15 protein-coding genes and 2 pseudogenes are annotated in these 13,528 nt (G+C 39.9%); 3 read left to right on the top strand and 14 right to left on the bottom strand.

The window, feature by feature from the left end:
* Nucleotides 1-21: 21 nt before the first annotated feature.
* On the bottom strand, nucleotides 22-165 hold the full coding sequence (locus tag QFZ77_RS15435) for a hypothetical protein (protein ID WP_307440873.1): 144 nt from the start codon (nucleotides 163-165) through the stop codon (nucleotides 22-24).
* A 425-nt stretch (nucleotides 166-590) separates the two neighbouring features.
* On the opposite strand from QFZ77_RS15435, the gene QFZ77_RS15430 reads away from it, so the two are divergent.
* Entirely contained in the window at nucleotides 591-845 is a 255-nt protein-coding gene (locus QFZ77_RS15430; protein ID WP_307449544.1) for a YolD-like family protein, read from the top strand.
* A 144-nt stretch (nucleotides 846-989) separates the two neighbouring features.
* On the opposite strand, the gene QFZ77_RS15425 is transcribed toward QFZ77_RS15430, so the two are convergent.
* A complete protein-coding gene (locus QFZ77_RS15425; RefSeq protein WP_307440872.1) occupies nucleotides 990-1,625 on the bottom strand; it encodes an FMN-dependent NADH-azoreductase in 636 nt (211 codons plus the stop codon).
* Between the two features lie 1,145 nt (nucleotides 1,626-2,770).
* Between QFZ77_RS15425 and QFZ77_RS15420 the strand changes: the two genes are divergently transcribed.
* Nucleotides 2,771-3,364, top strand: coding sequence for a hydrolase (locus tag QFZ77_RS15420; RefSeq protein WP_307449541.1), 594 nt, complete (start codon nucleotides 2,771-2,773; stop codon nucleotides 3,362-3,364).
* Between the two features lie 232 nt (nucleotides 3,365-3,596).
* Here QFZ77_RS15420 and QFZ77_RS15415 read toward each other — a convergent pair.
* The 4 genes and pseudogenes from QFZ77_RS15415 to QFZ77_RS15400 all read right to left on the bottom strand — a co-directional run.
* Nucleotides 3,597-4,199: pseudogene (locus QFZ77_RS15415) on the bottom strand (NAD(P)H-dependent oxidoreductase); the annotation flags it as partial.
* Nucleotides 4,200-4,588: 389 nt separating this feature from the next.
* Complete coding sequence (locus QFZ77_RS15410; protein ID WP_373462606.1) at nucleotides 4,589-4,981, bottom strand: alpha/beta hydrolase; 393 nt, start codon at nucleotides 4,979-4,981, stop codon at nucleotides 4,589-4,591.
* Nucleotides 4,981-5,928 carry a ring-cleaving dioxygenase gene (locus QFZ77_RS15405; RefSeq protein WP_307440871.1) on the bottom strand — a complete coding sequence of 316 codons (948 nt, stop codon included), beginning with the start codon at nucleotides 5,926-5,928 and terminating at the stop codon, nucleotides 4,981-4,983. The genes QFZ77_RS15410 and QFZ77_RS15405 overlap by 1 nt, the downstream gene beginning before the upstream one ends.
* Before the next feature lie 163 nt (nucleotides 5,929-6,091).
* A pseudogene (locus tag QFZ77_RS15400) lies at nucleotides 6,092-6,220 on the bottom strand (IS6 family transposase); the annotation flags it as partial.
* A 178-nt stretch (nucleotides 6,221-6,398) separates the two neighbouring features.
* On the opposite strand from QFZ77_RS15400, the gene QFZ77_RS15395 reads away from it, so the two are divergent.
* On the top strand, nucleotides 6,399-6,713 hold the full coding sequence (locus QFZ77_RS15395; RefSeq protein ID WP_307440870.1) for a putative sulfate exporter family transporter: 315 nt from the start codon (nucleotides 6,399-6,401) through the stop codon (nucleotides 6,711-6,713).
* Between the two features lie 153 nt (nucleotides 6,714-6,866).
* Here the strand turns inward: QFZ77_RS15395 and QFZ77_RS15390 are convergent, their stop codons facing one another.
* The 8 genes from QFZ77_RS15390 to QFZ77_RS15355 form a co-directional block, all read right to left on the bottom strand.
* On the bottom strand, nucleotides 6,867-7,142 hold the full coding sequence (locus tag QFZ77_RS15390; protein WP_373462605.1) for a DUF896 domain-containing protein: 276 nt from the start codon (nucleotides 7,140-7,142) through the stop codon (nucleotides 6,867-6,869).
* Nucleotides 7,143-7,417: 275 nt separating this feature from the next.
* Nucleotides 7,418-8,749, bottom strand: coding sequence for a multicopper oxidase family protein (locus tag QFZ77_RS15385; protein WP_307440867.1), 1,332 nt, complete (start codon nucleotides 8,747-8,749; stop codon nucleotides 7,418-7,420).
* Nucleotides 8,750-8,760: 11 nt separating this feature from the next.
* The gene (locus tag QFZ77_RS15380) at nucleotides 8,761-9,654 is read right to left on the bottom strand and encodes an S-layer homology domain-containing protein (protein ID WP_307440866.1); all 894 of its coding nucleotides are present in this window, start codon (nucleotides 9,652-9,654) and stop codon (nucleotides 8,761-8,763) included.
* A gap of 125 nt (nucleotides 9,655-9,779) precedes the next feature.
* Entirely contained in the window at nucleotides 9,780-10,370 is a 591-nt protein-coding gene (locus QFZ77_RS15375; protein ID WP_307449538.1) for a hydrolase, read from the bottom strand.
* 309 nt (nucleotides 10,371-10,679) lie between these two features.
* Complete coding sequence (locus QFZ77_RS15370; protein WP_307449534.1) at nucleotides 10,680-11,270, bottom strand: hydrolase; 591 nt, start codon at nucleotides 11,268-11,270, stop codon at nucleotides 10,680-10,682.
* A 309-nt stretch (nucleotides 11,271-11,579) separates the two neighbouring features.
* On the bottom strand, nucleotides 11,580-12,170 hold the full coding sequence (locus QFZ77_RS15365) for a hydrolase (protein ID WP_307449534.1): 591 nt from the start codon (nucleotides 12,168-12,170) through the stop codon (nucleotides 11,580-11,582).
* Nucleotides 12,171-12,750: 580 nt separating this feature from the next.
* Nucleotides 12,751-13,191: a MarR family winged helix-turn-helix transcriptional regulator gene (locus tag QFZ77_RS15360; RefSeq protein ID WP_307440865.1), complete on the bottom strand. Its 441-nt coding sequence runs from the start codon at nucleotides 13,189-13,191 to the stop codon at nucleotides 12,751-12,753.
* 82 nt (nucleotides 13,192-13,273) lie between these two features.
* Nucleotides 13,274-13,468, bottom strand: coding sequence for a hypothetical protein (locus QFZ77_RS15355; protein WP_307440864.1), 195 nt, complete (start codon nucleotides 13,466-13,468; stop codon nucleotides 13,274-13,276).
* Nucleotides 13,469-13,528 lie beyond the last annotated feature (60 nt).

Below are 13,528 nucleotides of genomic sequence, written 5' to 3'. Positions count from 1 at the left end.
TGCCACACAACAGACCTTCGGTCAAACAAGCTCGATTAATTTTTCATCAATTTCTTCAATATATCCTATATCCGATGAACCATCCCATAAAATGATTGTTTCTGCCTCATCATTCTCAATAAAATCAGCTATAATATCCAGTTCACTGATAAAACAAACCACCATACTCAATCCTCTTGGGACCATGAAAACTTGGTTAAAGATCAAATTTCATCAATCCCTTAAACTCAATATCATTTACATATTGGTTGGTTTCTTCAAAGAGCTCTCTAATAACACACTCCCTAGCAGTTTCCCCTTATTCAATAACACCTCCAGGTAGTTCCCAACTCTTTCTCCATTTGTTGAGCATTAATAGGTATTTAGCTTGGTACTTTATCACAATTAATGAATGGGTTAATGGTGCGCTAACTGTATTCTATCAAGTTCTTCCTCCTGCACTTTCTTAAATTCCAATAATATATTTCCTTTTGCATCAGTAACAATCGCCATATTCATTTCCTCCTGTTTGAGCTAAATTAATTTATGGAACAAAAAACGCTCCTCCCTAATAATTAATATAATGAACACCAATGGAGGGTGGAAACTTGATGGAGAACAAGAAAACAACTTTCCGAGAGGCAGAAACAATCGCAAAAGTAATAGCTGAATCACTGCGAGATCAAAGATTCCTCACAATAAGCTATTTCAATAACATCAAAGACCAAGAAATAACGGGTATTATCACAAAGATTGACCAGTCAATGAGTAGTAGTTTAAAAATAAGTCATAGTGAAGGATTCGAGTGGATTCTAATGGACGACATTATAAGTGTTTGCTATGAAATTGAAATCGAGATGAATTAAAGAAGGAAGGAACTTGCCACGGCAAGATCCTTCCTTCTTTTTCGAACATGTACACAAAAGTGGGTGTTTTGTTCAGGTGTCCCAAAAAAGAAGCCCACAACTTGATCTTCTTGTGCGGGCTACTTTTTGATTTTGGATGTTTTATTAAAAACGCTTTGCAACCTCTTGCGCTTGTGCGATCGCCTTTTCTTTAATCGATAGAGCTTTGTCTGGCATAGCTGCCATGCCTTCTACAAATATTCCCTCAAAAGATGGAACTCCATGAAATTGCATAATTTTCTTTAGGTAACTATGACCACTTTCGAAATCAGCAGCAGGACCCTCCGTGTACACTCCACCACTTGCTTGAATATGAATGGCTTTTTTATCTGTTAATAAACCAACTGGTCCATTTTCGGTATATTTAAATGTTTTACCCGCAATGCAAATTGCATCAATGTAAGCCTTGAGAAGCGGTGGGAAAGAAAAATTCCACATTGGGGAAACAAAAACATACTTATCAGCCGCCACATATTGCTCAACGATCTCATTTAGGCGACCAACTTTTGACTTTTCAGCATCGGAGAGTTGTTCAAAAGAAGTTCCTGATCGAAGTTTCCCCCAACCACTAAATACGTCACCATCTATATGAGGCATATTGGTCTTGTACAAATCTAGATAAATTACTTCATCTGTTGGATTTGCTTTATGGTAGGTTTCAATAAATTCTTTCCCTACTGCCATACTAAACGAGGTTTGATGGTCGTGCGGATGTGCAGTGATGTAGAGTATAGTTGCCATTATCTGAAAACTTCCCTTCTGTTATATTTTTTTTATCAGCTAACTAAAAATGTAATTAAATTATCGCCTTTACTATGATTTGAAAAAAAATGATTCAATATTCATCACCTAGAAAAAATCCTAGTATCAGATAAAGAGATCCTTCCTTATCCCCTTTTGTTGGCAGGGGGATGCAGAGTGTTATGGTGATGAAGCTAAAGCGGTATTAATAAGGGTTAAAACCCTTCGTGAACAGCTATATTCACTACCTCACATTCGGGAAATTCTAATGAATAAGGGTTATCCGAAATTCGAGAATTATAAACAGTTAAATTGAAGGGGAAAAGAGCAATGATTTTTTTTGCTATTTTGTTTTTTTAATATTTCGAAAATATGCATCGAACTTGTTGAACATACCTCCCTCTATGAACAAAAGCATATCTCTGTTTTTCTCTCGTTTCTTAGATTTTCATGGACTTCAAATTTTTCAGAACACTTACAACTGGGATGTTATTGAATTACAGGATATATTTTTGTATTTCGGGGTTAATTGTCCTTTTCACTTGATTCCGGCCTACTCACTTCCTGTCTCCGCTTCGTCGTACACGTTACCATGCACTACGCAAGACTCTGTGCAGAACTGCTGGTTAGGCTTTATCCTGATCTCCTTCTCAGGCAACACGTGTTTCTTGAGCTTTCAAGGCTCAACCTGCTCCACACGATTACGGTATGAAACCACTAGATGATCTGGATTTTATGCAGGATTAAATAACTTCTCCTCACTTAAATTGTAATGGAAAAATTTCCTTCGGATAACGCCACCTCTCTTGAATCATCTTAATGATGGAGGTGTTTATTAAATGAAAAAAAGATTATACTCAATTGCTGGTCTAATGTTATTCTCTGCTTTGACAGGATGTACCACTAAGGGTCCGAATGAAACAAATGTTCAAACAAAGGGTTTTCAGGTTAATGCATTGAATGATGGGCAAGTCGCTCCCAATTATGTTGCTCAAACTGCCACTGATAATTCTCGAGCAAATTCAGTCGGGTCTTCACAAGCAGAATTTAACTCGCTTGCTACTAAGGTTTCGGAAGGAGCACAGATTCAAGCGACTGCAACTAATGCTTCACCACGTTTGTTAAGTCCAACCGATCATTCCCTCATGCTAGTTGACCATCAACCACAAATGGCTTTCGCAACGAAATCGCATAGTTTGGAAACCATCCGAAATAATGTAGCAGGAGTTGCAAAATCCGCGAAATTGTTCGGTGTGCCTACGTTACTTACTACAGTGGCTTCGAAAACTTTTAGCGGTCCTATCTTTCCGGAAATTAAAGCTGTTTTTCCTGATCAAGCGCCGATCGACCGTACAACCATGAATGCTTGGGAAGACCAGCGCGTCGTAGATAAAGTAAAAAGCTTCGGTAAAAAGAAAATTGTAATTGCTGGCCTCTGGACTGAAGTTTGCGTTGTCGATCCAGTTCTTTCAGCAATTGACGCGGGATATAAAGTATACTTTATATCTGATGCTTGTGGAGGCGTAAGTCAAGAGGCGCATGAAATGGCTATTCAACGAATGATCCAGGCTGGTGCTGTACCTATTACGTGGTTGCAATATTTGCTTGAGATGCAGCGTGATTGGGCTAATCAAAAAACTTACAATGATGTTCTGACTATAGCAAAAGATCACGGCGGCGCTTATGGACTTGGTGTCATTTACGCAAATGAGATGTTTGGAGGAAAAGAAGGGCATTAAACAAAAGTATGCTATTCGGTGACACTGCAATAGGAAAATCTGGATGTAATCCATTTCCGAAAAAATGGTATTGCAACCAAGCAGCCGCTAGTATACATATGTCGCAGTTACTATATTCACCAACAACAAAAAAACAAAATGTGATGTTTCATAATATTGGAAAAATGAGCCCCAAATTCGCGAAGCCACTGAAAAAGTCCCTATTTAATGTAAAAAGGTACAAAACCTCAAATTATTGAGGATCTGTACCTTTTTTCTGTATAATTGAAGTATAAAATCGAGTAGGTGAATGAGAGTGAATGAGGGATGCCATGCCTTCTACAAATATTCCCTCAAAAGATGGAACTCCATGAAATTGGATAATTTTCTTTAGGTAACTATGACCACTTTCGAAATCAGCAGCAGGACCCTCCGTGTACACTCCACCACTTGCTTGAATATGAATGGCTTTTTTATCTGTTAATAAACCAACTGGTCCATTTTCGGTATATGTTTTACCCGCAATGCAAATTGCATCAATGTAAGCCTTGAGAAGCGGTGGGAAAGAAAAATTCCACATTGGGGAAACAAAAACATACTTATCAGCCGCCACATATTGCTCAACAATCTCATTTAGGCGACCAACTTTTGACTTTTCAGCATCGGAGAGTTGTTCAAAAGAAGTTCCTGATCGAAGTTTCCCCCAACCACTAAATACGTCACCATCTATATGAGGCATTTTTGTCTTGTACAAATCTAGATAAATTACTTCATCTGTTGGATTTGCTTTATGGTAGGTTTCAATAAATTCTTTCCCTACTACCATACTAAACGAGGTTTGAAGGTCATGGGGATGATATCTTTTTTATTAACAAACTAAAAATGTAATTAAATTATCGCCTTTACTATAATTTCAAAAAAAATGATTAAATATTCATCACCTAGAAAAAATTCAGTATCAGATAAAGAAGAACAACTAGTAAATATAAATGTTTAGTATGTAGTTCTTCAATGGATAATGAGGAAAATGATCGTCCAAAGGATATTTACTGTTTAATAGGTAAAATAAAAGGAAATTCTATTGCATTAATATCATAAAACTTACTTTTTATAGTCAACGTATTTTCGATAGTCAATATTAATAAAGCCTCATTGAAGGCGATGTTGTAAACTTGCAGACATGTAACAACGCTCCATTCCACGAGCATCAAAAGATATCATTTAGATCGCGAGCACCAATCCATATTACAACAGGTTCTTCTTAAACCAAACCGAGGCTGCATCCACTTCGCTAGTTGTTAATTGATGACCAAAATGCTCCCAATGAACTTCAACTGTTGCTCCAGCTTCACGAAGTAGTTTTTGTAGCTCTTCGGTTTCTTGCGCAGTGCAGATTGGATCATTAGTACCTGCACCTATAAAGATAGGGATATCAGATAAATTCGGTAGCTTAATGCCTCTTCTTGGAACCATTGGATGATGAAGAATAGCGCCACTAAATGCATTTTGATAATGGAATAGAAGGCTGCCTGCTATATTGGCTCCGTTAGAATAACCAATGGCCACTAGGTTGTCTCGGACAAACCCAACTAATACCGGATCATCCACTCTAGTACCTTTTTCAAAAATATGTTTCATTACTGTTTCCCTACCAGTTCTCTTACTTGAATAGGGATCAGGTTCTCTTCAATTTTTGCACGATTTTTCTCATACCACTCAGGCAGCATTAATTTCTCACCTAATGATTCAGCAGGCTCATCTTTTGAAAAACCTGGAGGATCTGTAGCAATTTCGAAAAGAATTCCACCGTATTCACGGAAATAAATGGCATTGAAGTATTGACGGTCAAGAATTTGAGTTGGTCGATATCCCTTGCGCATTACTTCTTTATGCCATTCTACATGATCATCAAAATCGTTTGCACGCCAAGCAATATGATGAACTATTCCAGCTCCCCCTACACCCCAATCCATGTTGGTTAGAAGAACGTCAATGATGTTGGCTATCTCTCCTGTTGCTTGAAAACGCGCGTAATTGTCATCTTCTGCAACTTTTGTCAAACCAAGTACGTTTTGCAGCGTATCCATAGTGCTCTCTGCATTGGTGCTGAATAGCACAGCTCCTCCGAAACCTTTAATCGCCTTGTCTGCTGGAACCCCATTAAATGCCCACTTGCTGTTTTTCCCCTCATTTCGTTCAACTAATTCAAGACCCATTCCCTCGGTGTCTGTGAATTGAATATAATCTTCTTTGAAACGGCTCACTTTCTTAACTGAGATTCCAAAGTTAATAAGACGCTTCTCCCAGAAGTCTAGCGAACCATGAGGTACGATATAGGTAGTAATACCGACTTGGCCACCTCCTATCTTGCCTTTTGGTGTTCCAGGTGTTGGGAAGAACGTAATGATCGTGCCTGGACTCCCTGCTTCATTACCAAAATATAAGTGATATACATCAGGAGCATCAAAGTTAATTGTTTTCTTTACCAGGCGAAGGCCGAGGATTCCGGCATAAAAATCGACGTTTGCTTGAGGATCACCTGCAAATGCAGTTATGTGATGGATACCAGTTGTTTGTTTTGACATGAAAATGCCTCCTTAAACTTCTTTATTATAGTTTTCCCTACATATTGATAAAACATCAATTAATTTAATGATAAAAGAGTGCATTGTACATTTGTATTACCTCTTGGAAGGCAAATTAAGTTATATATTTTTTAATTCCCTAACCTTTCTTCCAATTTCCTTGCCCAAACTCATGAACCCATCGCATAATGATTGTAAGAGCCATCCCAAGACCTCGTTCTTCCATCATCTCCACTAGATCACGATAACTTAGGCTATATTTCAAATTCTATCTTACTGTTAGCAAGATGATTCATACTGCTTCCGCTTAAACAAATCTAATCCCGTTTTCAACGTTTACCCCATCCCATAAATTCATTTCAATTATGTTATTATGTACTAGGACTATGCACCACAAGCTACCTCCCAATTGAGCAAGCTTCTCGGAAGCAAGGCGCTCCGTAAACTTCGCGATTGAAGTATGGCTCGGAATGCGCAAGAAAAGGGAGGCCGTCGAAGACCAAAGCGTTTCATACAGCATGGCCCGGATCTTCCCGTGGTTCATACTGTGGTTTATGGTAGCCTCTATATTTAATACTCTAGGTTTGTTCAGTAATGAAATAAAGCATTATATAGGTGATCTGGCTAAGTTTATGATTGTGATGGCATTAACAGGAATCGGTTTAAGCGCGGATTTTCGTAAAATGATGAAAATGGGGGTTCGGCCGATCCTATTCGGGCTTCTCGTATGGTTCACCGTTTCTCTCACCAGTTTGGTGTTCCAATGGTTTACGAATCATATTTAAGGAAGTAGGTTTAACCGTTAGGTACTCACTTGAGCTATATTTTGTAATGGACATAAAAAAGATGACTCCCGACCAATTTCCAATTTAGGAGCCATCTTTAGGCAGCGTAGCATTTAATAATTTTATTCGGAGTCCTCAAATAGTGAAAATCATTTATTTTGTAGCTATTTTAACCTTTTCTTTTTTTAATCTTTCTGGAGTAACATTATCACCGTTCGGATCAACAATTGTAGAATTCAAGAGCATACTATCTATAGAACCACGAAATATTTGAAGATATTCTTTTCGTAGATTTGCTTGTTCTGTTTTTTCAATGTCAGTTAATCCAATTTCTTTTTCTTTTCTTGAAAGCTCATTAATTTTATTTAAAATGGCACGCACAATGATCCACTCCTTTTTTTGATTCAAGCAAAATTGTTGGATTTTCATTCAGGTGTTTCTAAAATATCATGATCAATGTATGACTTTTTTTTCCTTTACAGCGCGCCAAATTAGCTGCCTGTTATTCCCAATTCCTAGAAGATCAGAGCTTGAATTTTTTTCAATACAATAAAAATTTACAAGCCACGCCCTTTTTGTCAAGCTTTTTTATCAGCTTTTTCTACACATTCCCTTTTACATGTTATTTAATATCGTTTCATTTAAACAGTCGATCCTAGAGTCATATAGTTTGTAACTGCCGAGTTCAGAGCCCCTTATTACCATTACATTTTATGTTGATGGTTCGGGTGGGCTCCGTTTGGAGACTCGCTAGGCTGCTGAATGATTGTACTGCCATTGCTAGGGAATGACCACGTGCCAGAAACTGCGTTGTACACGCCACCGATAGATTGACCCCATTCCATGTTTTGATCGTGGATCTTTGCTCTTCGTTCCGGGGAAGCACTGAGCCATTCTTCACTGTTGTAGGTCATTTTCTCTTTGATGAACAAAGGATCGCCATTTGTTGTCAGCACATGATCGTCAGAAGCATGAATGTGGCCTTCAACTGGCATTAACGACGGATTTGCTTCTGGGTTGAACTTGTCATCGCCAGAACCGCGTATATGCATCAGCATGCCGCCTGGGTACACGCCGTCATCCGTCGCGGCTAAGGAGTTATGGTCGTGCCATGGCCATACGCCGTCCCGGCCTTTTACGAGAACATCGTAGGTTTCACCAGGAGCGATATTTACCGTGTCCATATTGTAAGGCTGCGGCACTTTGTAACCGTCCTTCGCAATAACGACGAAGTGCGTTCCATGAAGATGCTCAGAATGGGATTCAAAGCCTGCGTTGATCAAACGAACGCGGGCGATCTCACCTTCTTTAATCATCATATCAGGAATGGAATTACCCGATTTGCCGTTAACTGAGTAGTAATTGTAAGTTGGTTTTGCAGTTGCATTTGACGGGTCACGGTGGGTGTCCCACTCGTCTAGCATCATGGTAAATTCTTTGTCCCAACTTGGTTTCTCGGTATCTTCAATGATCAAAGATCCATACATCCCCATATCCTGGTGCAGAGATGTTTGCACATGGCAGTGATACCAGTGGGTACCTGCTTCTTTGGCTACAAACTCATAGGTGTAAGATTTCTTTGGCATAATGTAGTTCCCTGTGATGTGCGCAACGCCGTCATTCAGCATATCCACGCTGGTAATGCCGTGAGGGTGCAAAGAATGCGGCTGTGTCGAATTGTTTTTGATCACAATGCGGACCAGATCACCTTTTTTGACGCGAATTTGAGGGCCTGGAACAGTGGCAGGCTGCCCTTCCAAACCGTATGCCCATGCTTTAATCTTAACCCCATCGGTCAATTCATGCTCGATCTCTTCAATGTGCATGTTAAACTCTCGAACTTGTCCGGTCATTTCTTCCTTTTTCACTGTTCCGCCGATCCAATCCCTATGCATCTGTTCGACAACATCGTCGAACGTCCAGTTTGGCTCAAGCTGACCGGCCGCCACAACTGGAACCGGTAAGCGGAGGTATGAACTTCCTATCAGGACGGAGACTAATAAAGCGGCTGCTGCAATTTTCAGTGTTTTTTTCATAGATTCCTCTCTCACTTAACAGTTACCGTGGTAGTCATAAAAGGATGAAAGGAACAGTAGACTTTGTATACACCTGGTTTATCAAAGGTGTAGCTATAGCTTTCGCCTTTTTTTATTCCAGCACTGTTTTCCTTACGAGAGTCGAATAGTCCATCGCTAACGATAGTGTGCGGAACATCTTCTTCGTTCATGATAGTTACTTTCGTGCCAGCTTTCACAGTCAAGGCTTTTTTACTGAATGCAAAGTCCATAATGTGAATCATTTGTTCTCCGGTTGGCATCAAGTGTTGCTTCACCTCATAAGCGCCAAGCAAGAGTAGATCGCGAGTCGCGTTGGATATACCACCGAAACTACCTTCAGCAGCTGGAAACAGTTTTAATTCAAGAGAAAGCGCTACATAGCCTTGTGCCCAGTCAGAAACGGTTTTGTCCGTGTAAGTTTTGCCTTTGGCATCAGCATCTTTGCCCAGTACCCGAACAAGGAAAGCAGCCAGTTGTTCTTTGGTTACTTTACCCGCTGGGTTATATATGCCTTCCCCATAACCGTCGGTCACGCCAGCAGCTTTCAAAGCTTCGATGTAAGGGAGCGCATAGCCGTTAGCTCTGTCGCCCATACTAACGTCAGTGAAACTTGATGTATTTAAGTTTTTATTAATTTCCAGATTCATGATCAATGCTGCTACTTTCGCGAACTGAGCACGGTTCATTTCATCATGAAGACCAAATGTTGTATCGCTTACGCCATTAAATATACCGGCGTTAATCATCGCGTCGAATTTCGCTTTTGTCGCTGTATCCAGATCTTTCAGATCCGTGAAGTCGGCTGAAGTTTTACTTAACGCGACGGAAGAAAACATCGACAGAACAATTGTTGCAGAAAATAAAACAGATAAGCTCTTCTTCATATGATTATTTACTCCTAGTATTTGAGTTTAATGCTAACTAGCATTAGCTTGAGACCATCCATTTGAAATTGATGAAAAAATTCACGAAGCACATTTTGCTTCGTGAATTTTCAAACAGCAATCGATTAATGTCCTTCTTTACCGCCAAACATTTCTTGCGAGTAGATAATGCCTAATCCGTATGCGCCACCATGTTCTTTGGCAATATCGGTAGTGGCTTTATAAGTTTCAGAACGAGCCCAGTCACGTTGCAGCTCTAGTAAGTATTGCTCCCAAGTGATTGGCGTCGCGCCGGCTTGAATCATGCGCTCAATTGCCATATCGTGCGCCTCTTTCGATACGCCGCCTGAAGTATCGGTTACGATGTACACTTCATATCCTTGATCTATCGCGGAGAGAACGGCTGACAAGTCGCACACCTCAGTCCATAGACCAGAAACAACTAGTTTCTTTTTAGCGTAGCTGTTAACTTTATCTACCACTCTTTGATCTTCCCAGGCGTTCATCGTCGTACGGTCGATTGGCTGTTGATCAGGGAATACGGCTTGGATTTCAGGGAAAATCGGTCCGCTAAACGACTTCGCAGCTACCGTCGTCAGAACAGTTGGAACTTTGAAAGCTTTCGCTGCTTTGGCAAGCCCAGTCACGTTATTGCGCAGCGTCTGGATGTCAATGGATGAAGTACCAAAAGCCATTTGCGGCTGGTGATCGATCATAAGCAACGTATGGTTCGTCGGTGTTAATAATCTTGGAGATGGAACAGCTTTTGCATGAATGGCTGTTGTACCTTGGCTAGTTGCAGCAGGTGTATCCGCTTTTGCAACCATCATAGATCCGAATGCGCTTGTCGATACGACGGCAGTTAAAAGTGCTAGTGTTGTTACTGTACGGCCTGTAAGATATTTTTTCATGGTTGTTAGCTCCTTTTATTATAAATTTATCTTAAAATTAATTATCTTACTTTAAAGATATAAAACATTTAAATGTCCTACCATCATTTTATCGCGTATCTTTTCAATTATTGATTAATGTCCTTCTTTACCGCCAAACATTTCTTGCGAATAGATAATGCCTAATCCGTATGCGCCGCCGTATTCTTTGGCAATATCGGTAGTGGCTTTATAAGTTTCAGAACGAGCCCAGTCACGTTGCAACTCTAGTAAGTATTGCTCCCAAGTGATTGGCGTCGCGCCGGCTTGAATCATGCGCTCAATCGCCATATCGTGCGCCTCTTTCGATACGCCACCTGAAGTATCGGTTACGATGTACACTTCATATCCTTGATCGATCGCGGAGAGAACGGCGGACAAGTCGCAAACCTCAGTCCATAGACCAGAAACAACTAGTTTCTTTTTAGCGTAGCTGTTAACTTTATCTACCACTCTTTGATCTTCCCAAGCGTTCATCGTCGTACGGTCGATTGGCTGTTGATCAGGGAATACGGCTTGGATTTCAGGGAAAATCGGTCCGCTAAACGACTTCGCAGCTACCGTCGTCAGAACAGTTGGAACTTTGAAAGCTTTCGCTGCTTTGGCAAGCCCAGTCACGTTATTGCGCAGCGTCTGGATGTCAATGGATGAAGTACCAAAAGCCATTTGCGGCTGGTGATCGATCATAAGCAACGTATGGTTCGTCGGTGTTAATAATCTTGGAGATGGAACAGCTTTTGCATGAATGGCTGTTGTACCTTGGCTAGTTGCAGCAGGTGTATCCGCTTTTGCAACCATCATAGATCCGAATGCGCTTGTCGATACGACGGCAGTTAAAAGTGCTAGTGTTGTTACTGTACGGCCTGTAAGATATTTTTTCATGGTTGTTAGCTCCTTTTATTATAAATTTATCTTAAAATTAATTATCTTACTTTAAAGATATAAAACATTTAAATGTCCTACCATCATTTTATCGCGTATCTTTTCAATTATTGATTAATGTCCTTCTTTACCGCCAAACATTTCTTGCGAATAGATAATGCCTAATCCGTATGCGCCGCCGTATTCTTTGGCAATATCGGTAGTGGCTTTATAAGTTTCAGAACGAGCCCAGTCACGTTGCAACTCTAGTAAGTATTGCTCCCAAGTGATTGGCGTCGCGCCGGCTTGAATCATGCGCTCAATCGCCATATCGTGCGCCTCTTTCGATACGCCACCTGAAGTATCGGTTACGATGTACACTTCATATCCTTGATCGATCGCGGAGAGAACGGCGGACAAGTCGCAAACCTCAGTCCATAGACCAGAAACAACTAGTTTCTTTTTAGCGTAGCTGTTAACTTTATCTACCACTCTTTGATCTTCCCAAGCGTTCATCGTCGTACGGTCGATTGGCTGTTGATCAGGGAATACGGCTTGGATTTCAGGGAAAATCGGTCCGCTAAACGACTTCGCAGCTACCGTCGTCAGAACAGTTGGAACTTTGAAAGCTTTCGCTGCTTTGGCAAGCCCAGTCACGTTATTGCGCAGCGTCTGGATGTCAATGGATGAAGTACCAAAAGCCATTTGCGGCTGGTGATCGATCATAAGCAACGTATGGTTCGTCGGTGTTAATAATCTTGGAGATGGAACAGCTTTTGCATGAATGGCTGTTGTACCTTGGCTAGTTGCAGCAGGTGTATCCGCTTTTGCAACCATCATAGATCCGAATGCGCTTGTCGATACGACGGCAGTTAAAAGTGCTAGTGTTGTTACTGTACGGCCTGTAAGATATTTTTTCATGGTTGTTAGCTCCTTTTTAAGTAATATCTCAAATTTGTTATTCTTAAATTTAAGAAATATGGCATTAAGATATTTACCGAAAGTATATTTTCTAAAAACATATTGTAGTGCATCAAACATATTGAACTTACTAGTAATTATCTTCAATTTATCCCTAGTGCATTTCGACCGACTATGCCCCCTTCACTTTACTTTGTTTATTTGAAACGGTGTAAGTAATTCCGATTACTTTTATTATAATATATACTTACATTTAATAAGTCAACACATATTTAGTTAGTTAATCACTTTAAATGTTTGACATTCTATATTTCCTTCTTGCTCTTGCCTCATTTGGGGCTATCTCAGTTCATACACCCTAACTCTGAAAGGCTGTATTTATTTATTACATTCCTTTTCCTAGTTTCTTAAGAAGTTTTATAATGTCTTGTTTTTCATCTAGAGAAAGACCTTGAGTGATGGAATGGATCGTTTCTGCATGACCTGGAAAAGTTAGATCGAATAATTCATACCCCACCGGTGTAATTTCAGCATAAATAACTCTTCGATCTTCTTCACAATGCACACGTTTTATTAGACCTTTTTTCTCCAGCTTATCGATATTATAGGTAATACTTCCACTGGTTATTAAAATCTTTTCACCAATTTGCTGCAGTGGTATTCTTCCCTTCGTATATAACAATTCCAAAATCGTAAACTCCGAAGGTGATAGACCGTTTTGCTTCATATCTTTAACCGCACGGTCCATGAGTGTTTTGTAGGCTTTTGAAAGGACAACAAAGGTCTTAAGCGAAGTAGATTGATCATCTTCTAGTTGGAATGACATAGAGGTTCACCTCCTCTCAATATCTTAGATTTAACTATCTTAAATTAAAGGTAATTCTTTTTTATAATAATAACAATGGTAATCATTTCTGCAATACATTTCGTGAATCATCCATGAACATACGTTTCTTGTACATGTGCAGACGAGAGATATATCTTTTTAAATTTGTTAATATTTTCGTCGTTTCATCCAAATAAGCCTTGTCTCCAAACAACTCATAAAGCAGCAAATAATCATTATACTCATCCAGCCATTCATCTACCTGAACTGGTGTCATTTCCGCATTCCTCCCATAATTTTTTCTTCACGCCTACCGCGCTCCATGTTACAGAATTAA

The organism is Paenibacillus sp. V4I3, from assembly GCF_030817215.1.
Lineage (GTDB): Bacteria > Bacillota > Bacilli > Paenibacillales > NBRC-103111 > Paenibacillus_E.
Note: the sequence above shows the minus strand (reverse complement) of the source record. Positions and strands in the feature narration are given on the sequence as shown.

Excerpts from the sequence above, each read along its gene's own strand:
- QFZ77_RS15390 (WP_373462605.1), bottom strand. The coding sequence starts at position 7,142 with ATGAAAATCCAACAATTTTGCTTGAATCAAAAAAAGGAGTGGATCATT.
- QFZ77_RS15420 (WP_307449541.1), top strand. The coding sequence starts at position 2,771 with ATGCTAGTTGACCATCAACCACAAATGGCTTTCGCAACGAAATCGCAT.
- QFZ77_RS15425 (WP_307440872.1), bottom strand. The coding sequence starts at position 1,625 with ATGGCAACTATACTCTACATCACTGCACATCCGCACGACCATCAAACC.
- QFZ77_RS15355 (WP_307440864.1), bottom strand. The coding sequence starts at position 13,468 with ATGACACCAGTTCAGGTAGATGAATGGCTGGATGAGTATAATGATTAT.
- QFZ77_RS15405 (WP_307440871.1), bottom strand. The coding sequence starts at position 5,928 with ATGTCAAAACAAACAACTGGTATCCATCACATAACTGCATTTGCAGGT.
- QFZ77_RS15435 (WP_307440873.1), bottom strand. The coding sequence starts at position 165 with ATGGTGGTTTGTTTTATCAGTGAACTGGATATTATAGCTGATTTTATT.
- QFZ77_RS15370 (WP_307449534.1), bottom strand. The coding sequence starts at position 11,270 with ATGATCGATCACCAGCCGCAAATGGCTTTTGGTACTTCATCCATTGAC.
- QFZ77_RS15375 (WP_307449538.1), bottom strand. The coding sequence starts at position 10,370 with ATGATCGATCACCAGCCGCAAATGGCTTTTGGTACTTCATCCATTGAC.
- QFZ77_RS15385 (WP_307440867.1), bottom strand. The coding sequence starts at position 8,749 with ATGAAAAAAACACTGAAAATTGCAGCAGCCGCTTTATTAGTCTCCGTC.
- QFZ77_RS15410 (WP_373462606.1), bottom strand. The coding sequence starts at position 4,981 with ATGAAACATATTTTTGAAAAAGGTACTAGAGTGGATGATCCGGTATTA.
- QFZ77_RS15360 (WP_307440865.1), bottom strand. The coding sequence starts at position 13,191 with ATGTCATTCCAACTAGAAGATGATCAATCTACTTCGCTTAAGACCTTT.
- QFZ77_RS15365 (WP_307449534.1), bottom strand. The coding sequence starts at position 12,170 with ATGATCGATCACCAGCCGCAAATGGCTTTTGGTACTTCATCCATTGAC.
- QFZ77_RS15430 (WP_307449544.1), top strand. The coding sequence starts at position 591 with ATGGAGAACAAGAAAACAACTTTCCGAGAGGCAGAAACAATCGCAAAA.
- QFZ77_RS15395 (WP_307440870.1), top strand. The coding sequence starts at position 6,399 with ATGCGCAAGAAAAGGGAGGCCGTCGAAGACCAAAGCGTTTCATACAGC.
- QFZ77_RS15380 (WP_307440866.1), bottom strand. The coding sequence starts at position 9,654 with ATGAAGAAGAGCTTATCTGTTTTATTTTCTGCAACAATTGTTCTGTCG.